General features: G+C 62.8%; 19 protein-coding genes. 11 read left to right on the top strand and 8 right to left on the bottom strand.

Annotated features, from left to right (window positions below; genetic code table 11):
• The first annotated feature begins 139 nt into the window (after positions 1–139).
• The 4 genes from AB3X98_RS16440 to AB3X98_RS16425 all read left to right on the top strand — a co-directional run bounded on the left by AB3X98_RS16440 (position 140) and on the right by AB3X98_RS16425 (position 5,370).
• Entirely contained in the window at positions 140–1,687 is a 1,548-nt protein-coding gene (locus AB3X98_RS16440) for a UxaA family hydrolase (protein ID WP_368602170.1), read from the top strand.
• Positions 1,688–1,744: 57 nt separating this feature from the next.
• Positions 1,745–3,079, top strand: coding sequence for an MFS transporter (locus AB3X98_RS16435; RefSeq protein ID WP_368602171.1), 1,335 nt, complete (start codon positions 1,745–1,747; stop codon positions 3,077–3,079).
• Positions 3,054–3,845, top strand: a complete 792-nt coding sequence (hpaI, locus tag AB3X98_RS16430) for a 4-hydroxy-2-oxoheptanedioate aldolase (RefSeq protein WP_368602172.1) — start codon at positions 3,054–3,056, stop codon at positions 3,843–3,845. The genes AB3X98_RS16435 and hpaI overlap by 26 nt, the downstream gene beginning before the upstream one ends.
• A gap of 100 nt (positions 3,846–3,945) precedes the next feature.
• The gene (locus AB3X98_RS16425; protein ID WP_368602338.1) at positions 3,946–5,370 is read left to right on the top strand and encodes an NAD-dependent succinate-semialdehyde dehydrogenase; all 1,425 of its coding nucleotides are present in this window, start codon (positions 3,946–3,948) and stop codon (positions 5,368–5,370) included.
• Here the strand turns inward: AB3X98_RS16425 and AB3X98_RS16420 are convergent, their stop codons facing one another.
• Positions 5,371–6,273 (bottom strand): LysR substrate-binding domain-containing protein, encoded by a 903-nt coding sequence (locus tag AB3X98_RS16420; RefSeq protein ID WP_368602173.1) that lies wholly within the window; start codon positions 6,271–6,273, stop codon positions 5,371–5,373.
• Positions 6,274–6,376: 103 nt separating this feature from the next.
• Between AB3X98_RS16420 and AB3X98_RS16415 the strand changes: the two genes are divergently transcribed.
• A complete protein-coding gene (locus AB3X98_RS16415; RefSeq protein ID WP_368602174.1) occupies positions 6,377–7,261 on the top strand; it encodes an alpha/beta fold hydrolase in 885 nt (294 codons plus the stop codon).
• 206 nt (positions 7,262–7,467) lie between these two features.
• Here the strand turns inward: AB3X98_RS16415 and AB3X98_RS16410 are convergent, their stop codons facing one another.
• The 3 genes from AB3X98_RS16410 to AB3X98_RS16400 form a co-directional block, all read right to left on the bottom strand.
• Positions 7,468–7,824: an STAS/SEC14 domain-containing protein gene (locus AB3X98_RS16410; RefSeq protein ID WP_342947269.1), complete on the bottom strand. Its 357-nt coding sequence runs from the start codon at positions 7,822–7,824 to the stop codon at positions 7,468–7,470.
• A 388-nt stretch (positions 7,825–8,212) separates the two neighbouring features.
• Positions 8,213–8,971: an SDR family oxidoreductase gene (locus AB3X98_RS16405; RefSeq protein WP_368602175.1), complete on the bottom strand. Its 759-nt coding sequence runs from the start codon at positions 8,969–8,971 to the stop codon at positions 8,213–8,215.
• Between the two features lie 19 nt (positions 8,972–8,990).
• Positions 8,991–9,746, bottom strand: coding sequence for an SDR family oxidoreductase (locus AB3X98_RS16400; RefSeq protein ID WP_368602176.1), 756 nt, complete (start codon positions 9,744–9,746; stop codon positions 8,991–8,993).
• A 96-nt stretch (positions 9,747–9,842) separates the two neighbouring features.
• Between AB3X98_RS16400 and AB3X98_RS16395 the strand changes: the two genes are divergently transcribed.
• Positions 9,843–10,760: an AraC family transcriptional regulator gene (locus tag AB3X98_RS16395; RefSeq protein ID WP_368602177.1), complete on the top strand. Its 918-nt coding sequence runs from the start codon at positions 9,843–9,845 to the stop codon at positions 10,758–10,760.
• Positions 10,761–10,826: 66 nt separating this feature from the next.
• Here the strand turns inward: AB3X98_RS16395 and AB3X98_RS16390 are convergent, their stop codons facing one another.
• A complete protein-coding gene (locus AB3X98_RS16390) occupies positions 10,827–11,588 on the bottom strand; it encodes a DUF4239 domain-containing protein (RefSeq protein WP_069266418.1) in 762 nt (253 codons plus the stop codon).
• Positions 11,589–11,990: 402 nt separating this feature from the next.
• Between AB3X98_RS16390 and AB3X98_RS16385 the strand changes: the two genes are divergently transcribed.
• Positions 11,991–13,040 (top strand): methyltransferase, encoded by a 1,050-nt coding sequence (locus tag AB3X98_RS16385; RefSeq protein WP_368602178.1) that lies wholly within the window; start codon positions 11,991–11,993, stop codon positions 13,038–13,040.
• Here AB3X98_RS16385 and AB3X98_RS16380 read toward each other — a convergent pair.
• Positions 13,037–14,023, bottom strand: a complete 987-nt coding sequence (locus AB3X98_RS16380; protein WP_368602179.1) for an aldo/keto reductase — start codon at positions 14,021–14,023, stop codon at positions 13,037–13,039. The genes AB3X98_RS16385 and AB3X98_RS16380 overlap by 4 nt on opposite strands.
• 26 nt (positions 14,024–14,049) lie before the next feature.
• Positions 14,050–14,400 carry a hypothetical protein gene (locus tag AB3X98_RS16375; RefSeq protein ID WP_368602180.1) on the bottom strand — a complete coding sequence of 117 codons (351 nt, stop codon included), beginning with the start codon at positions 14,398–14,400 and terminating at the stop codon, positions 14,050–14,052.
• Between the two features lie 378 nt (positions 14,401–14,778).
• On the opposite strand from AB3X98_RS16375, the gene AB3X98_RS16370 reads away from it, so the two are divergent.
• Positions 14,779–16,464 (top strand): sialidase family protein, encoded by a 1,686-nt coding sequence (locus AB3X98_RS16370; protein WP_368602181.1) that lies wholly within the window; start codon positions 14,779–14,781, stop codon positions 16,462–16,464.
• A gap of 184 nt (positions 16,465–16,648) precedes the next feature.
• On the opposite strand, the gene AB3X98_RS16365 is transcribed toward AB3X98_RS16370, so the two are convergent.
• Positions 16,649–18,238 (bottom strand): winged helix-turn-helix domain-containing tetratricopeptide repeat protein, encoded by a 1,590-nt coding sequence (locus AB3X98_RS16365; protein ID WP_368602182.1) that lies wholly within the window; start codon positions 18,236–18,238, stop codon positions 16,649–16,651.
• A 182-nt stretch (positions 18,239–18,420) separates the two neighbouring features.
• Between AB3X98_RS16365 and AB3X98_RS16360 the strand changes: the two genes are divergently transcribed.
• From AB3X98_RS16360 to AB3X98_RS16350, 3 genes are read left to right on the top strand one after another with little or no spacing between them, the layout of a single operon-like run.
• Positions 18,421–19,176 (top strand): SDR family oxidoreductase, encoded by a 756-nt coding sequence (locus AB3X98_RS16360; protein ID WP_342947277.1) that lies wholly within the window; start codon positions 18,421–18,423, stop codon positions 19,174–19,176.
• Positions 19,177–19,221: 45 nt separating this feature from the next.
• Positions 19,222–19,701, top strand: coding sequence for a carboxymuconolactone decarboxylase family protein (locus AB3X98_RS16355; protein ID WP_368602183.1), 480 nt, complete (start codon positions 19,222–19,224; stop codon positions 19,699–19,701).
• A gap of 23 nt (positions 19,702–19,724) precedes the next feature.
• Entirely contained in the window at positions 19,725–20,123 is a 399-nt protein-coding gene (locus AB3X98_RS16350; RefSeq protein WP_368602184.1) for a cupin domain-containing protein, read from the top strand.
• Positions 20,124–20,160 lie beyond the last annotated feature (37 nt).

The raw sequence follows: 20,160 nt of genomic DNA, 5'->3' as shown, positions 1-20,160 counted from the left end.
ATGTTACCGGTTACATTAACCGGTAACTTTGTTCCAGAACGATAGGTGGCGCGTTTCCCGGCGCCGCCAGCAACCATCTCGCATGGGACCGGAGCAGGTGCCCCTGCGCGCCGTCCGGATCGTCAGCGGAGACAGGCGAATGCTCCAGTCCAACAAGTCCTATAGCGGGCCGTTGATCCGGCTCAACCCAAACGACAACGTCCTGATCGCGCGCGAGCCGCTGACGATCGGGCATCAAGTCCTGATCGAAGGCGAAGCGATTCGCCTGCGCGCGCAGGTCGCCGCGGGCCACAAGGTGGCGGCGCGGCGCATTGCGTCGGGCGAGCCCATCCGCAAGTACGACACCGTGATCGGGGTGGCCGCGCGCGACATCGAGCCCGGCGACCACGTTCACACGCACAACATCACGCTCGTCGATTTCGACCGCGATCCAGGCTTCGGTCTCGACGTAAAGCCAGTCGATTACGTTGCGCCCGAGCAGCGCGCGACGTTCAACGGCATCGTGCGGCCCGACGGCCGCGTCGCCACGCGCAACTTCGTCGGCATCATCGCGTCGGTCAATTGTTCGGCCACGGTCATTCGCCATATCGCCGATTACTTCACGCCCGAACGCCTGCGCGATTATCCCAATGTCGACGGCGTGGTCGCGTTCGCACAAACCAGCGGTTGCGGCATGTCCTCGCCGAGCGAGCACTTCGACGTGCTCCGCCGCACCATTGCGGGCTACGCGCGTCATCCTAACCTGGGCGGCGTGCTCATCGTCGGACTGGGTTGCGAGCGCAACCAGGTCGGCGATCTGCTCGACTCGCAAGGGTTGGAGACGGGCAAGGCCGTGCACGCGCTGGTGATGCAGGACACGGGCGGCACGCGCGCGACGATCGAAGCCGGCATCCAGGCCGTGCAGGACATGCTGCCTGCCGCAAACGACATCGTCCGTACGCCGGTGCCCGTCAGCCATCTGAAGATCGGTCTCGAATGCGGCGGCTCGGACGGCTTCTCGGGCATCACCGCGAATCCCGCGCTGGGCGCGGCGATGGACCTGCTCGTGCGGCACGGCGGCACCGCGATCCTCTCCGAAACGCCCGAGATTCATGGCGTCGAATACATGCTCACCCGCCGCGCCGTGTCGCCCGAAGTCGGCCAGAAACTGCTCGACCGGCTCGCGTGGTGGGAGCGCTATACGCGCGGCCAGAATGGTCAGTTCAACGGCGTGGTCGGGCCGGGCAACCAGCAGGGCGGTCTCGCCAACATCTTCGAAAAGTCGCTCGGTTCCGCGATGAAGGGCGGCACGACGCCGCTGCAGGCCGTGTACGAATACGCAGAACCGATCGATCGCGCGGGCTTCGTGTTCATGGATTCGCCCGGCTATGATCCCGTCGCGGTGACGGGGCAGATCGCGAGCGGCGCGAACCTGATCTGCTTCACGACGGGGCGCGGCTCCATGTTCGGCTCGAAGCCCGCGCCGACGCTCAAGCTCGCGAGCAACACACCTATGTTCACGCGCCTCGAAGAGGACATGGACATCAATTGCGGTCTCGTGATCGACGGCGAACGCACGATCGAGGAAATGGGTCAGGACATCTTCGATCTGATCGTTCGCGCGGCTTCCGGCGAGCGCACGAAGAGCGAACTGCTCGGACTCGGCGACAACGAATTCGTGCCCTGGCACATGGGCATCGTGAGCTGAAGGCGCGTAACTGCGCGCCTCGAATCGGTATCAATAGAACAGGAAGGGAGACAGCAGATGCTCGAATCTGCACAACGGCATGGCCGATCGAAGATGCGCTGGTGGGTCGCGGGCCTCATGTGGGCCGCCATCGCGATCAACTATATCGATCGCACGGTGCTCTCGGCGGCAGCCCCGAAAATTCAGTCGGAGTTTCATCTCGACGCGATGCAGATGGGCATCGTCATGTCGGCGTTCTTCTGGTCGTATGCGCTGTTGCAATTGCCCGCGGGCTTGCTCGCCGATCGCCTGGGCCAGAAGAAAGTGCTTGGTTTCGCGGTGCTCTGGTGGTCACTCGCGACCGCGATGACGGGCCTCGCGAGCGGCTTTCGCTCGCTCGTCGCGTTGCGCGTGGCGCTGGGAGTGGGCGAGGCGGGTGCGTACCCGAGCAACGCCGGTATCGCCACGCGCTGGTTCCCGCGCAAGGAACGCGCGACCGTCGCGGGCATCTTCGACAGCGGCTCGAAGCTGGGCGGCGCGATCGCCTTGCCGCTGATCGCGTGGATGCTGGCCGCGTTCGACTGGAAGATGACCTTCGTGCTCACGGGCCTGCTCGGCGTTGTGTGGTTCGTCGTGTGGCTAGTGAGCTTTATCGATTCACCCGCCGATCATCGGCGCGTGAATGCGGCGGAACTCGCGCATATCGAAAGCGATAAAGGCGTGCAAAGCGCGCAGCCGCCCGTGCGTCCGCCGTGGCGCAAGCTGCTTGCGCACCGCAATGTGTGGGCGATGTGCATCGGCTTTTTCATGATCAATTACAACTCGTACTTCTTCATCACGTGGCTGCCCACGTATTTGATGAAGGAACGCGGCATGAGCGTGCTGCAAATGGGCTGGATGGCCTCGTTGCCGCTGCTCGTGTCGATCGTCGTCGAGATTTTCGCGGGCTGGGCGTCGGATCGCGTCTTCGCGAGCGGCAAGCTTTCTCTCACGGCAACGCGCAAGCTCTTTCTCGTGATCGGGCTCGTGATGGCGTCGAGCATCGGCTTCGCGGCGTTCGCGCATTCGGCGCTCGTGGCGGTGCTGCTGCTGTGCATCGCGAAGTCCGGCACGACGGTCGCGGCCTCGCAGGTGTGGGCGCTGCCCGGCGACGTCGCGCCGCCCAATGCGGTTTCGATGATCGCGGGGCTGCAAAACACGGTGTCGAATCTCGGCGGTGTGGTCGGCCCGATCGTCACGGGCGCCATCGTCGGCGCGACCGGCTCGTTCGTTGCCGCGCTGCTGTTCTCGGCGGCGCTGATCGGCATCGCGATCCTCAACTATCTGTTCCTCCTCGGGAAGGTGGAACCCATTCAATTCGGCGACCCCTCACAGGAGACACGCATTCATGAACCCGCAGACGTCAGGGCTTAATCCGTTCAAAGCCGCGCTCGCCGCGCGCAGGAAGCAAGTCGGCTTCTGGCTTTCCATGGCCGATCCGTATCTCGCCGAAGTGAGCGCGACGGCCGGTTTCGACTGGCTCCTCATCGACAGCGAGCACGCACCCAACGAACTGCGCACGATCCTCGCGCAATTGCAGGCCGTGGCGGCGTACCCGGTCGAGCCGGTCGTTCGCCCCGTGAACGGCGATCCGGCGCTGCTCAAGCGGCTGCTCGATATCGGCGCGCGCAACCTGCTCGTGCCGATGGTCGATACCGCCGAAGAAGCACGCGCGCTCGTCGCCGCCGTGCGCTATCCGCCGCATGGCATTCGCGGCGTGGGCAGCGCCGTGGGCCGTGCGTCGCGCTGGAGTCTGCGGACCGACTATCTAGATATTTCGGATCACGAAGTGTGCCTGCTCGTGCAAGCCGAAACGGCGACGGCGCTGGGCAACCTCGAATCGATCTGCGCGGTGGACGGCGTGGACGGCGTGTTCATCGGGCCGGCCGATCTCGCGGCCTCGATGGGCCATCGCGGCAAGGCCACGCATCCCGAAGTGCAGCAGGCGATCGACAACGCGATCCGCACGATCGTCGCGTCGGGCAAGGCGGCGGGCACACTCACGTCCGACCCGGCGCTCGCGCGTCACTACCTGGAGCTCGGTTGCACGTTTGTCGCGACGGGCGTGGACATCCTGATGTTCGCGAACGCGGCGCGCAAGCTCGCGCGCGATTTCGCGGACGTGCGCACGGCGGGCTAATGCCGCGCGCGTTCGGTTCGCCGGTCACACCCGTCGCGACGGGTTTAACGGATCACGACATCCCTTGTAGAAAGGAGCACGCAGTGAACAGGATAATTTCATCGACGGCAAGTGGATCGCCGCCGCCGGAGGCAACCGTTACGCCGTGACGAATCCGGCGACGCAGGGCACGCTCGCGCAGGTGGCCAGCAGCAGCGCCGCCGACGCCCGCGCGGCGACGGACGCGGCGAGCCGCGCCTTGCCCGCCTGGCGCGACAGGCTGCCCCGCGAGCGGGCGCACGTGCTCAACCGTTGGCACGCGCTCATTGTCGAGAACACCGAGGACCTCGCGCGCCTCATGTCGATGGAGCAGGGCAAGCCGCTTGCGGAGGCGCGCGGCGAGGTCGCGTATGGTGCGTCGTACGTCGCATGGTTTGCCGAAGAGGCGACCAAGGTCTACGGCGACATCATTCCGCAGACACAGCGCGGCAAGCGCATGAGCGCGATCAAGGAGCCGATTGGCGTGGTCGCCGCGATCACGCCGTGGAATTTCCCGCTCGCAATGATCGCGCGCAAGATCGCACCGGCGCTCGCTGCAGGCTGCACAGTCGTGGCGAAGCCCGCCGAGGACACGCCACTTACGGCGCTCGCACTGGCCGCGCTCGCGCAGGAAGCGGGCTTGCCCGACGGCGTGCTCAACATGATCTCGGCCGCGCGGGACGAAGGGATCGCCGCTGTTGCCGACTGGCTCGCCGACGACCGCGTGCGCAAGATCACCTTCACAGGCTCGACCGCGGTGGGCAAGCATCTGGCGCGCGAATCGGCAGCCACGCTCAAGAAGCTCTCGCTGGAACTGGGCGGCAACGCGCCGTTTATCGTGTTCGAGGACGCCGACCTCGAGGCAGCCGTCAACGGCTTGATGGCGGCCAAGTTCCGCAACGGCGGGCAGACCTGCGTGTGCCCCAACCGCATCTACGTGCATGAATCGGTGTACGAACGATTTGGCGATCTGCTGGCGAAGCGCGTCGCAGCGCTTCACGTGGGACCCGCAACGGACCCGAAGGCGCAGATCGGTCCGATGATCAACGAGCGTGCGATCGAGAAGATCGCGAAGCACGTCGAGGATGCCGTGGCGAATGGCGCGCGCGTGCTCACGGGCGGCAAGCGGCTTGGCGAGCTGGGGCCGAACTATTACGCGCCCACTGTGCTCGCCGACGTGACCGACGCGATGGTGCTGTGCTGTGAGGAAACGTTCGGCCCGGTCGCGCCGCTGTTCCGCTTCACGGACGAGAATGAGGTCATCAGGATCGCAAACGACACGCCTTTCGGTCTCGCGGCTTACTTCTACACGAACGACGTGCGCCGGATCGATCGCGTGGCGCGAAAACTGGAAGTCGGCATCGTTGGCATCAATGAAGGCGCCGTGGCCAGCGAGGCGGCGCCTTTTGGCGGCGTGAAGGAGTCTGGCTATGGGCGCGAAGGCTCGAAGTACGGCCTCGACGACTACCTCAGCATCAAGTATTTGTGCCAGGGCGGGCTCGACTGATCACCCGCGAAGTGCGCGTGGGCTGAAGCGGCCCTGCTGGCCTGCGCGGCATGCAGCATCGATCAAAGCTGCACAGGCCGGCGAGTCGGTACGAGGAAACGCGTAGAAACGGGCAACTGGCAATGCGGGCAGTCCTTCCTTGCGACCCAGCAAGCGCAAGCCATCGACTCGCTGACTATCGGCGATGACCGTCACTGCGAAACCCGATCTCGCCGCCGACAGGCAGCCCGCCATGCTGCTGCTCTCGAACACGAGGCGCCACGCTCGACCGGCCCTGTTCAGCGCGGTGATCGCCGACTCGCGATAAATGCAGGGATCGGGGAAAACGGCCAGCGGCAACGGCTGGTCGAGATCCAGATCTGCATCTTCCGTGTAGGCCCAGACTAGCGGCTCTTCCCACAGCAGCGTGCCGCCTTTTCCGACGCGGCTGCATTGCTTGCCGAACACGAGATCCAGACGGCCGCGCTCCTGCTGACGCAACAGATCGGCCGTGATGCCGACTCTCAGGTCGATTGTCGCTTCGGGATGCTGGCGGCGAAAACGCTGCAACACCTGGGGCAGCCAGGCGCCCGCGAAATCTTCCGATGCACCGACTCGCAGCAGCCCGCGCAGCGGCGTACCGCGTAGTTTCGCGCGGACTTCGCGTTCCAGATCCAGGATGTTTCGGCCGTAGGCGTACAAGGTGTCGCCGGCTTGCGTCAATTCCAGGTGGCGAGTCGTGCGTGTCAGTAGTCCGACACCGACGATCTGTTCGAGGCGCTTGATATGTCCGCTCACGGCCGAAGGGGTCAGCGCCAGACGCTCGGCGGCCGTGGCAAAGCTGCCGCTGTCCACGACTTCGAAAAAGGTGCGCAGCAACACTGTATCGAGCGGAACACCGTCGGCAGTGGGCAGAATGTCCATCAGATCATTCAACGCGAAAAATCACCAATGATTAGTGATTATTCACCAATCGGCACGAGGCGTCGAGCTATCGTGGGACTTCCCTGTTTGCACGAGGAACACGATGAACACCTACCAACATGCCGCCACCGGGCGGCTCGACATCGCCTGGCTCGAATGGAACCCGCAGGGGGCGCGCACAGCGGTGCTGGTGCACGGCTGGCCGGACAGCCCCCAGTCCTGGAAGAACGTCGCGCCCATTCTGGCCGATGCGGGTTACCGCGTGCTCGCGCCGGCGCTGCGGGGCTTCGCGCCCACCCGCTTCCGCGATACGGCCACGCCGCGCAGCGGCCAGTTGTCCGCGCTGGGCCGCGATCTTCTGGATTTTCTCGCCGTGCTGGGCGTTGAGCAGCCGGTATTGGTCGGCCATGATTGGGGCGCACGCGCGGTCGCGAATGCGTGCGGCCTGCGTGACGGCGTGGCTTCTCATCTGGTGATGCTATCGGTGGGATACGGTACCAATGATCCGAACCAGATTCTGACCCTGCAGCAGGTGCGCAATTACTGGTACCACTGGTTCATGGCGACGCCGCGAGGCGCTCGCGTGGTGCGGGACGAACGTGAGGTTTTCGCCCGGCAGATGTGGGATACCTGGGCGCCGGCTGGCTGGTATGCGCCGGCCGACTTCGACGAAGCGGCGCAGGCATTCGAGGGCGACGATTGGGCAGAGGTCGTGCTTCATAGCTACCGACACCGTTGGGGCTTTGTCGACGGCGACCCTGCCTATGCCGAGGATGAGGCGCGTCTGAATCCCGCGCCGAGGCTGTCGGTCGCAACGTTGGTGCTGCACGGCGGCGCGGACACCTGCAACCATCCCGATAGTTCCAGCGGGCGGGAGTCGTTGTTCCTTGGACGGTATGAGAGGAAGGTACTCGATGGCGTAGGCCACTTCCCGCAGCGCGAAGCGCCAAAGGACGTTGCCGATGCGATTTTGCGGTTCTGTCGATAGGCGCTACGCGCAGGGGGCTTGGCGGTACTTGGCGACCCTTAGTCGATCTGCCGGAATAAATTGTGTCCACGCCGTCCTCGATACGGCGCTGCCTGCTGCCATGAAGGCGAAACGCATCGTGACTGCGAAATCAGTCAATCGACGTTGGGGAACAGTGGGCGGCTCCTCGCCGCCCACCGTCCGAAGCGTGCGGTTGCAGGCGACGTTCACGCGTTGATCCAGGCACGCGCCTGTTCCAGCTCGTTGACGTGGAACGCCTTGATTTCAGCCTTGGTAAAGAATCGCGCCAAATGCATCGAGGCGCGAATCCAGGCCGCATCGGCCACCACCGCGGCGCGCGTGACCTTGCGGGCGACGGACACGCCTAGCGTCATGTCGGTCCACAGCGCCTTTGGCTCGATACCGCTGAAATGCTCGATGCGTTCGAGCACACGGGTTTTCCCGTTCAGTTCAAGATCGCCACGCATGCGCTCGATGGCTTCGCGCAAATCGTGGTCGGTGATTTTGCCTTCGACGGTGATTTCGACGACGGGCGAATCGGGAGTGGAGTGATACTGGATCATGGCGGGCCCCCATGGTAAGGAGACGTTACACGCTCAGGCGCGGCGAGGCCTGGCGTTCGACAGCACTTTCATAGTACCCCTTTTCATGCGCCATGCTGCCCGCAAGAAAGTGGTGTGCCTTTTGAAAGCCGCCTCAAATGTTTGCAGTGCATAAAAAAAGCCGCATACAGGGACGCGGCCGAGGGGGGCACCTGACGGGGGCTATTCCGTGTGCAGGCGCACCGCCAGATTACTCAAGCTGTGTGACATTCATCTAGCCGACAAAAATAGCGGCGCTTCGTGTCGACACGGCGCAACAACAAAATTAGGGAATCTTGCGGTGCGCTGCAGTCTGGGCTAGATCGGCCGCGTCGCTTTTAATGAGGGTGCTTCAGCGGCGGCCCCTCGTTCACCACGGAATCGTCTGATTTTCCCAGCGGGTGAATGTCCCCGACGGGCCGTTCGGACCCAGCAGAATGACGCGTACCGCTTCGCGGGCACCTTCCTCGACGGTCTCCGTGCCGGTGAAGCCGTTCAGGTTCGTGCGCGTGTAGCCCGGCGAAACGGCGTTGACCCTGATGCCCTCCGGTTCCAGTTCGATCGCCATGGCAACGGTCAATGCGTTGAGCGCCGTCTTGGACGCGGGGTACACCGGACCGAAGATCGAGCGCCACGGGAACGCAGGGTCCGAGTTTGTCGTGAGCGATCCCACACCACTCGAGACGTTGAGGATGCAGGCGGCCATCGATTTGCGCAGGAGCGGCAGCATCGCCTGATAAACGGCCAGCACGCCGAACACGTTGGTGTCCCACACCGCGCGCATTTCGTCGAAAGAGACATTGCTCGGGCGGGTGGTCTTCGCGAAGTCCTCCACGGACTGGCCGGGCTGCCGGTTCGTGCTCGAAATCGCGGCGTTGTTGACGAGCACGTCGAGGCGGCCATGCTCGTCGCGAATGCGCTGCGCGGCGGCGGCGATCGAAGCCTGATCCGTCACGTCGAGCTGGAGCGCACGCGCGTTCGGCCCAATCTCCCTGGCCGCGGCCTCACCGCGTTCGAAATTGCGCGACCCGACGAGCACCGTGAGGCCGTGTAACGCGAGATCCTTCGCGATCTGCAGACCGATTCCCTGATTGGCGCCGGTGACGAGCGCGATGACATTGTCCTGCATGCAAATCTCCTGGTGTTGATTAGCTCGCCTCAGCTGCCCACGCCTGTGCATCGGCACCGGCGGGAATGTGCATCGGAGTCGAGGGATCGGTCGCCGCGCGCCACACGGCTTCGGCGACGTCCTGTGCCTGGGTGAGCGGGGACGCCGTGTCCTCCAGACGCGCGATGACTTCTTTGACGAGACCCGCATAGGCTTCATTGTCGAAGCCGTGGATATGGGCACGCGCGTTCTCGTTCTCTCCAAAGCGCGTCTCCAGCGAACGGCCTGGTAGCACGAGGCGCACGCGCACGCCGAACGGTTCGAGTTCCAGCGCCATCGACTCGGTGAACGCGTTCACCGCCGCCTTGCTCGCGCGGTACGCGCCGATCAGCGGCAGCGCCTTCAGCGTCACGCTCGACGTAACGTTCACGACGACGCCGGCCTTGCGCGCGCGGAACTGGGGCAGCACGGCTTGCGTCACCGCGATCGTGCCGAACGTGTTGGTCTCGAAGACCTCGCGCACGGCGTCGATCGGAACAAGCTCAGCCGGGGACGCCGCGCCATAGCCTGCATTGTTGACGAGGACGTCGATCGGGCCCGCAGCCGTGACGGCCGCGCGTATGCTTTCCGGCTTCGTGACGTCGAGCGCCAGCACGCGCAGGTGTTCCGAAGGCGGCAGCACGTCGTCACGCGGCGTACGCATCGTGGCGACGACCCGCCAGTCACGGGCCAGGAAGTAGCGGGCGATCTCGAGCCCGAAGCCGGACGAGCAGCCGGTGATCAGCACGGTTTGCATGGAATCTCCTTTGGTTTGCGTGTGTCCATACGATAGATCGCGCAGACCGTACTTGCTACAATCAAAGGTCCGAATTTCGTTTGCAGGAGTCCGGCCATGATCGATCCGTTGGCTGAAGTCGTGACGCTGCTGCAGCCGAGTGCGCGCTTCTCCAAACTCGTCCTCGGCGCCGGCCCCTGGCGCATCAGTCGTTCGGGTGCGGGCGAGCCTTTCTATTGCGTCATCCTCGATGGCGGGTGCTGCATCACGATCGACGATCACGCGCCGCTCGAACTCGTGGCCGGCGACTTCGTCCTGATTCCTGCGTCCTATGGCATCGAGGTGAGCAGCCTCGAGCCTCCCCCGCCGGACGTCGAGCCAGTGACGCCCGTCGCGCTGGGCAACAATGAATTCAGAATCGGCGCCGCGGACCACCCGGTCGATTCGCGCATGGTGGCGGGCCACTGCAGCTTCGGGTCGCCGGATTCATCTTTGCTGGTTTCGCTGCTGCCGCAACTCGTGCATGTCCGCGGCCAGGAACGGCTGGCCGCACTCGTCAAGCTCGTGCGCGAGGAATCGAGAGCGCAGCGGCCTGCGCGTGAAGTGGTGCTCTCTCGCCTGCTGGAAGTGCTGCTCATCGAAGCACTGCGATCCACGGCGGGAACGTATGCGCCACCGGGGCTCGTGCGCGGACTCTCCGACAGCCGCCTCGCGGCCGCGATCCGGGAGATGCACGAGCACCCGACGAAGCCGTGGACGGTTGCCGCGCTCGCGAAGGAGGCCGCGCTCTCACGTTCGACGTTTTTCGAACGCTTCAGCCGCGCAGTCGGCGTCGCGCCGATGGAATACCTGCTGACCTGGCGCATGGCGCTCGCGAAGGACCTGTTGCGTCGCAATCACGGCCGTATCGCCGAGATTGCGCAACTTGTCGGCTACAGCTCGGCCAGCACGTTCAGCGTTGCCTTTACGCGGCACGTCGGCCGGCCGCCTACGCAGTACGCGCGTGAGGAGCAGGTGGCCCCGGATGGCGCGTAAGCAGGCGCGAGCGGGTTGCCGGGAGGGCTGTTCGCGTCGGCAAATTTCCAGGCGGTACTGCGGCGACTACTGTCCGAGTATGGAGAGCGCCTCATGCACGGGCGCGAGGGAGACAGCGACGATGCCGCCGAGCGGCGTGTTCATTTCCAGAATCAAAAAAATGGCGATAGAGGTGGATATCGCGCCCAGAAAGAACGTGATGACGACCGTCGTGTTGGGTGAGGTGAACAGCCCAAACGAGCCGAAGATGATGCACAGCCACAACACGAGCGTGAGCAGCAGCGGCATTGGGGTCGAGCCTGCCGCCTGCAGCAGTGCAAGCTCGCGCATCGCCAGGACGTCGCCGGCGATCTGAATGGCGCGCGCCTGTAGCCGGCGTTGCGTTTCACTGTTCGGTGACAGTTGCGCCAACCGGCGTTGAATATTTTCCCCGCGTTTAAGCTCCTCGGGGCTGCGCATGCTTGCCAGCTGAGCCGGATCGCCGGAGGTGATCTTCTGGATGCCAGTGGCGACGCCCTGCTTCAGCAAGACCCGGATCTCCTGCGTCTCTGGACCGTACTGGGCGAGTGTGCGATCGAGCAGAATGATTTCGGTGGCGTCGCGTACGACCGCGGCGTTCGCGGCATCGAATGAGCTTTTCGCCGACGAGATCAGCAGCCCGAGCACCAATGCGGCCATGGTGGCTATCAATCCAATCGTCAGCTTAATGACGCTGACCGATTCGTCGCCGAGATGATGCGCTGGCAGCATGGTATGCAGATACAGGCCGAGCAGGGCGCAGCTAAACACGCATGCAAACACAATGATCGCAATGCCCAGGTGTGGCACGGTTCGATTCTCCGTTTTCGCTTGAGGCGTGGTTGCCTTCGCCGGATGCCTGAACGACTATTTTGTATTACACCCCATGTAATTGGCGAGGCTGCGGCGCATCACTACTCTTTGTTTGTCGTGTCATCGCCCCTTGATGCATGCGTCCGACTCCCAAGGAAAAATCATGGCTCACTTTCCCGTATATACACTCGATTCGGCTCCGGAAGGCTCGAAGGCGGCATGTCGAGGTCTTGCCGAAGCAAAGCACTCTTTCAGACGCCGTGCGCTTCCAGCCGCCTGAAGATGAGGTAAGCGCGGAATAGTCTTCGCCCGCAAGGTGTTCTGTTGACGCAAAGACGATTCGTGTAGCAAAGCAAAGCCATCGAGAAACTTGCTATCTCTGCGAAAGGAAACAAGACAATGGAAACGCAATTGAGCACCTTGACGTCTGAAACCGCGAACGCATCTGCCGCCTCCCCACAAAAGCTGCTTCAGCTGGCCATGGGTTTCTGGGCCTCGAAGACGCTGCTCTCCGCGGTCGAACTCGACCTGTTCACCGTTCTGGGAAGGGGTCCGCGCACAGCAACACAACTGATGGATCAAATGCAGTTGCATCCGAGATCGGCACACGACTTCCTCGACGCTCTGGTCGCGCTAGGGGTCCTGGATCGAGACGACGGGCTGTACCGGAATACCGCCGAGGCCGATGCATTTCTGGACAGATCCAGGCCGGGTTGTATCGCCGGATTTTTGCTCATGGCTAACAACCGCTTATATCCGTTCTGGGGCTCGTTGACCGAAGCATTGCGCACGGGGCTCCCGCAGAACGAAGCAAAGGAGGGCGGTAACCCGTTCGATGCAATCTATCGTGACGAACGCGGACTCCGTGAGTTTCTGGGCGCAATGAGCGGTGTCAGCATGGATCTGGCAAAGGAGATTGCGCAAAAGTTTCCCTGGCAGAACTATCGCTCGGTCGTCGACGTCGGGACCGCGCAGGGCGCCCTCGTGGCGGAGATTGCGCGTACGCACGAGCATCTTGCGGGAATCGGGTTCGATCTGCCCGCCGTCGCTCCGGTATTCAACGACTACATCGCGGCGAACGCGCTAGAGGATCGAATTCGCTTTCATCCGGGCGACTTCTTCGTGGACGCCTTGCCTTCAGCCGACGTTATGGTGATGGGACACATTCTGCACGACTGGAATCTCGAACAGAAGCGCGAACTGCTCGCGAGGAGTTATCAGGCGTTGCCCGCCGGCGGATGTCTGATCGTCTACGACGCGATGATCGACGACGAGCGCAGGCGCAATGCGTTCGGCTTGCTCATGAGTCTAAACATGCTGGTCGAGACGCCCGGCGGTTTCGACTATACCGCCAGGCAGTGCCGCGAATGGATGACCGAGGCGGGTTTTCGGGAGATCAGGGTCGAACCGCTGGGCGGGCAGAACTCGATGGTGATTGGCGTGCGCTAGCGGTCGAGATGCGACAGCATGGGCGGCAGGTAACGTGTGCCCGCGGTCTGGTGTCCGCCAAGGAAACTCCGAATGTGATCCAGATCCGCCGGCGTCAGCCGAACTGAAGCTGCGTTCACGTTTTCCTCGAGGTATTGGCGCCGTTTGGTGCCGGGGATCGGCACCAGATCGTCACCTTGCTTGAGCAGCCAGGCGAGCGCGAGCTGGCCCGGTGTCACGGACTTCTCGTCGGCAAGGGCCTTGATGAAATCTGCGAGCTTGACGTTCGTATCGAAGTTGCTGCCCTGTATGCGCGGATCGTTGGCTGCCCGCCAGTCGTTGGCGGGAAGGTCCTCCGCCCGCCTGGCGTTGCCGGTCAGGAAGCCCCGGCCAAGCGGACTGTAGGGAACAAAGCCGATACCCAGTTCGCGCAGCGCCGGCAGCACCTTGTCTTCGACGCCGCGCTCGAACAGCGAATACTCGCTTTGCACGGCCGAGACGGGTTGCACGGCATGGGCGCGCCGGATGGTATCGACGCTCGCTTCCGACAAGCCGAAATAGCGAACCTTGCCCGCGGCGATCGCGTCCTTGACCGCGCCCGCCACGTCCTCGATCGGCACGTCGGGATCCACGCGATGCTGGTAGAGCAGATCGATGTGATCGGTCTGCAACCGGACGAGCGACGCGTCGATCACCTCCTTGATATGCTCGGGGCGGCTGTCGAGGCCGCGTACGCCGTTGTCGATCTTGAAGCCGAATTTCGTCGCGATCGTCACTGCGTGACGACGCCCTTTTAGCGCGCGTCCGAGCAGTTCCTCGTTGGCGAAAGGACCATAGATCTCAGCGGTATCGAGGAATGTGCAACCGAGCTCGATCGCCCGATGAATCGTGGCGATCGACTCGGCGTCGTCGGGCGTGCCGTAGGCGTAGGACATCCCCATGCACCCCAGCCCGATCTCCGAAACGGCGAGTCCTTCACGTCCAAGCTTGCGCGTGTTCAGCATATTGCCCTCCTGTGGTGGCTAGCTACCTAGCATGGCACGCGCGTCGGATACGTGTTAGCACGATACTCCTGATTGCTTGCACGATTCTCCTGCAGATAAGGGACGCTCACCAACTCCATTGAGTCGTCGCAAGGCAATGCGAGTGCGACCTCGCAGTCAGCGCAATAGACACCACCCATGCCGTCGAGTTGCGCGCTTGGCTTGCCGGCCTGGTCGATGATGTCACTCGCATCGATCTGCGCTTGGGACATGTGCCGGATAAGGTCCTCCATCTCGTCCAGAAGCACGCCGGGAATATCGTGAAACGCTTCCTTTGCGACGCTTGTGGAAGCGCGATCATTCTCATTCCAGGTAAATAAGCATTCCGAATAAAACAACGATGTTTGAAAGAACTGAGCCGTCGAACACGCAGTCGTCTATGGCTCCCATGGAGTTCCGTCACCATGCTTCTGCAAGCGTATACATGATTTGACCGTGGATCTGCAATCCTCGTACCAAGCCAATATTAGTGAGGGCGCCGCGTGATGAATCGGAATCCGTAATGTTTTTTTCACACAAATGCGCCTACAGCGACCTAGTGTGTTTTGGTAGTGGCATCTTCGCTGCATGTTTACGCGGACGGTAGCAAGCGTTGGTTTTGCGGTGGGGGCAAGTCGGTTTCACATATACCGGAAGATCACGATATGACAGTCATGGCTCCGGTGACGGACAGCCGGAAAGTGCACAGGCGTTTTCCCTTTTTCGCGAGGCTCAGAATGAAAATCAATATCAGGTGCTTATCCCGGTTTGCTTTCCAGGGCGTGGCAGGCGGCGGGGTCATTGCGCTCGCATGCTCGATCGGCCCAGGCGCGAACGCGCAAACACTCGGATCGCTCGTCCAGGTAGCCGCGGGCGACCCGTTCAGCGGATGTGCCGCCGACCAGGTGCATGCGCAGGAATCGGCATTCGGCAGCGTCCTGTATCCGGCGACCTCGATTGAGCCATGGATTGCGGTCGATCCGACCGACCCGTCTCGTCTCCTCGCCGGCCACCAGCAGGATCGCTGGAACGACGGCGGTTCACGCGGGCTCGTCGGCGTCGCCTCGAGCGATGCGGGCACAACCTGGTCCAATACGATTCCGTCCGGCGTGACTGCGTGCACCGCAGGCAAATTCCGGCGAGCTTCCGATCCCTGGGTAGATTTCGCGCAAGACGGAACGGCCTTCTTCTTCTCTCTGGTACTGGACCCTGCGCAGCCGACGACTCCATTCGGAGCCCGAAATAGCGGGATGCTGGTCAGCCGCTCCACTGACCATGGCGCGACGTGGCAGCCTCCCGTTACGCTGATCCGCACCAACTCGCCGCACGTGCTCAATGACAAGAACTCACTCACTGCGGATCCGACTGCGAACAAATACGTCTATGCGGTCTGGGATCAGTTGAGCGTGTTCCCGCCGACGAAGGAGGGCGCCCAACTGCTCGCGCAAAGTGACGGTGTTGAGATCGCGCGCCAATTGGCGGGCCTCTCTTCGACATGTGGGACGCCGCCGTGCGCGGGTGGTGCCCCCTCCTCCAAATTCAGTTTCACCGGCCCTAGCTTCTTCTCACGGTCCACCGACAATGGCGCGACGTGGAGCACAGCCGCACCGATCTACCAGCCTGGCACGAACGCGCAGACAATCGACAACATGGTGCGCGTGCTGCCTGATGGAACCGTGCTCGACTTCTTCACCGCGATCAACGTCACGCCATCGCCACTGAGCATCGGCTATATCAAGTCGACGGACAAAGGCGCGAGCTGGTCGGGGCCGACGTTCACCAACAATATTCATACGATCGGCGGCGTGGTCACCGGCGTGGTCACACCTGACAGCGGTCAGCCGATACGCGACGCCGCTATTCTCTACAGTGTCGCTGTGAACCCGGTCTCGGGGGCTATCTATCTTGCCTGGCAGGACGATCGCTTTTCGTCCGGGACCTGCACCACACCCACCGGATCGATTCCGATTGTCGGGGTCGTCTTCAGCGAGTCGGATGACGGCGGGGCGACCTGGTCAGCACCCGTGATGATCAACAAGACGCCGCCGAACGGTACGAACCCCTGCCGTCAGCAGGCGTACATTCCGGCGATAGTGCCTTCGGGCGACGGCAATACGATCGTGGTGACCTACTACGACTTTCGTAATGACACGAACACGCCTGTGGGCTTCGAGGGCAGCGACTATTTCGCGGTGTTCTGCTCGACCGCCACTGCCTGCACGAACTCCGCCAACTGGGGTAACGAACGGAAACTGACTGACGCCTCGTTCAACATCCTGAACGCACCCGTAGCGGGCGGACATTTCCTCGGCGACTACATGGGTCTGGCCGCTAGCGGACCGAAAACTATTTACCCCTTATTCGGTGTTGCCACGAGTGCCAACGTGACGGCCGAATACACCCGTAAGATCACCTTGCCGTAAGCGCTAACGGCGGCGGCCGGCGGAGGTCGCCGCCCATGAATCGGGAAGCACGTGTAGACGACCGATCCGGCCGACACGGGAGTTGGACACGCGTGCACTCCTCGTCAGGACGGCGGCGAGAGCGCCTCGTTGAACTGCGAGAGAAACTGTCATGAAGTAACATCGGTGTGCTCGCCGGATCGCATCAATCCTTGCAGGGTTGTGGATTAAATCCAGCCTTGGCCAAGCCTTCCGTGAAAACGGCAAGATTTTCGTTGCGCTGGATCGGCATCCATTCGGTCAAGTTGCCGAGGCGCAAATCGGGAACCAGTTCACGTAGACGAATCGCAGCTTGTCGAGCCTCCCGTTGATTCCCGAGCCAGGCCTGACTCGCGGCGAGCGTTGCGTGGGCAAGGCCGAAACTCGGCAAATCCCGCATCGCCTTCTCTGCCCACGCAGCGGCCTCGACGAAGTTGCCCATGAACAAATGCGCAGCAGACAACCCAAACTGCATCCGGTAGCGTTCTGGATCCAACGGGCTCAGCTGCATCGCATGGGAAAATTGCCTGATCGCCTGTTCGGTTTCGCCGTGCCACAAGCGAACGAATGCGCCGAGGAACCACGCGGCGGCGAGATTGTGATTCAGTTCCAACGCCCGATCCAGAAGCGCAATGCCTTCCGCCAGGTGGTCACCGGCAAGATGTCCGAGGGCGTGCCCGCTGCGCGCCAGGGCCACGGCGTCGTATCTGCCAAGCTCGACCGCGCGGCGCGCCAGACGCGCGCCTTCGGCCATTTCCCGCGGGCGATCCTGCATCCAGCCGTTGACCTTGCGCCAGCAATGACACCAGGCCGCCATTGCGTATGCCGATGCGTATTCCGGGTCGCACTCAAACGCGCGCTGGAATAGCGGCAACGCTTCGTCAATCGCTTCGCGGGTGCCTCGATGAAGCCGCGCCATGCCGCGTAGGTAGAAGTCGTACGCATCCAGACTTTCGGTCGGTTTGAACCGGGCGCGAGCGATCTCCGCCTGTTCGAGCTGCGGCGCAATTGCGCCGACCACGCTGTCGGCGATCTGATCCTGGAACTCGAAAATATTGTCGAGCACGCCCTCGAAGCGACCAGCCCAATGAGTCGCGCCGGTGCTCGCATCGACGAGCTGACCGGTGATGCGAACGCGGCCCTGTGCCCGGCGCCAACTTCCTTCGAGCACGTAGCGCACGCCAAGCTCGCGCCCGATCTGCTTCACATCCACGTTTCGATGCTTGTACGTGAAGCTCGAATTACGTGCCACGACGAATAACCAGCGGTATCGCGACAACGCCGTGATGACGTCCTCGATCACACCGTCGGCGAGGTAATCCTGCTCCGGGTCACCGCTGAGATTGACGAACGGCAGGATGGCGATGGAAGGCTTGTTGAGCTGCGCCGCGTGCGGCGACGATGCTTCGGACGGCGTGGTTGTCTCGCCGGACTGAAGCGCCAGCGGTCGTTCGGTGATATCGGCGACGAACCGGAATCCCTTGCGCGCCACGGTTTTGATCACACGCTGCTGCTGACCGTCATCGCCGACCGCGGTGCGCGCGGCATTGACGTGGCTCGCCATGGTGGATTCGGAAATCACGCGTCCGTCCCACACCGCATTGATTAACTCGTCACGTCCCACGACACGGTTGCGATGACTCGCCAGATAAACCAGCAGATCGAACACCTTCGGCGTCGTGGCGACCGGTTGGGAAGCACGGCACAAGTCGCGACGTTCCAGGTCCAGCGTGCAGTCAGCGAAAACCCATTGCATTCGGGGCTCCAGCGCGAGAGGGCCGCCGGGCATGGGGTACCCGGCGCGCCGATGAAGCAGATCAAGGAATTTTGGACGGAAATACAAGGTGCAGGCAAAGCGGCGCCCGCGTCCGGAAATCATACTGCACCCATCGGATAAGGCGGCAAGCCCTTCGTAAACTTGGCCAGTGGGAGTGCAACATGAAAGTGGTCGTCATAGGTGGCAGCGGACTGATCGGCTCGAACGTGGTGCGGCGGCTTGGCCGCGATGGGCACGAAGTGGTGGCTGCATCCCCCTCGACCGGGGTGGACTTGATGACGGGCGAGGGGTTGGTGAGGGCGCTTGAAGGCGCGCAGGTCGTTGTCGATGTCGCCAACGCGCCATCCTTCGAGGACGACGCCGTGATGGCCTTCTTCCAGACAGCGGGCCGCAACCTGTTGGCCGCCGAATACGCTGCGGGCGTCGAGCACCACCTCGCCCTCTGCGTCGTGGGCACCGAACGCCTGCAGCAAAGCGGCTATTTTCGCGCCAAGGCCGCGCAGGAGACGCTGATCAAGGCGTCGCCGGTCCCGTACACGCTGCTGCGCGCCACCCAGTTCTTCGAATTCGTCGGCGGCATCATCGCCTCCGGCACCCAGCGAGACGAGGTGCACCTTTCGCCCGCGCTGATCCAGCCGGTTGCTGCCGACGACGTCTCCGCAGTCCTCGCCGATCTTGCGGCGGGGATGCCATTGAACGACACCATTGAAGTCGCCGGTCAGGACCGCTTCCCGCTGGACGACCTGGCCCGCAAGTTCCTCGCCGCACACAAGGATCCACGCACGGTGATCGCCGATGTCCACGCGCGCTATTTCGGCAGCGAACTCGACGACCGCACCCTGGTCGCCGGCAGTGGCCATCGCGTCGGCCCGACGCGCTTTCACACCTGGCTCAGCCTCTCCGTTGCGAAAGACTGATTCCTGCAACGATTTTCCTCTGTTTAACCCCATAAAGGACATGCCATGACCCAGCGCATCGATTACCAGCAACAATCCCCGGAACTGTTCAGAAAATTTGTCGAATTCAGCCTCGTGCTCAAGAAGTCCACTATCGAGGAATCCATCGGCCATCTAGTCGATATCCGGGCCTCACAGCTCAACGGCTGTTCGTTCTGCGTCGACATGCACGTGAAGGAAGCCACGATCCATGGCGAGCGTCCGCTGCGTCTTCATCACGTCGCCGTGTGGCGCGAGTCCAACCTGTTCACGCCGCGCGAGCGTGCCGCGCTGGCCTGGACCGAAGCGCTGACCCAGATTTCACCGCTTGGCGTGAGCGATGAAATCTACGACCGCGTGCGGACCCAGTTTTCGGAGAAGGAGCTGTCCGATCTCACGTTCCAGGTGATGTCGATCAACGCGTGGAACCGGGTCAACATCGGCTTCCGCATCCCGCCGGGGATCTACGACAAAGCCTTCGGCGTGGACAAGTCGGGCCTGGCCTGACCGCGGCGCAAAGGGGTAGCGTCATGCAAATTACGAGATTGCTGATCGCATCGCTGCTGCTCGCTGCGGACGCTGGGCAAGCGCACGAGCCGGCGCAAGCACAAGTCACGCCGCTGATGACCAAGGCGCTGGACGACTATCCGGGCAAGGAAGCGCTGATGATCCGCGTGGAATATCCGCCCGGCGCGTCGGACCCCGTGCATCGGCACAATGCGCACGGTTTCATCTACGTGCTGGAAGGCAACATCGTGATGCAGGTCAGGGGCGGCAAACAAGTCGCGCTCGGTCCGGGACAGACGTTTTATGAGGGGCCGAACGACGTTCATACGGTTGGGCGCAATGCGAGCCAGACGAAGTCCGCGACGTTCATCGTAGTGCTGCTCAAGGACAAGGGCGCACCGGTTCTCGTGCCAGCGAAGTAAGCCATGCCGTCGCCCGGCGCGGCTCACGAAATCTATT

The organism is Paraburkholderia sp. BR14312, from assembly GCF_040948675.1.
Classification (GTDB): domain Bacteria; phylum Pseudomonadota; class Gammaproteobacteria; order Burkholderiales; family Burkholderiaceae; genus Paraburkholderia; species Paraburkholderia nodosa_A.
The sequence above is the reverse complement of the archived record's forward strand: the minus strand, read 5'-3'. Positions and strand labels throughout refer to the sequence as shown.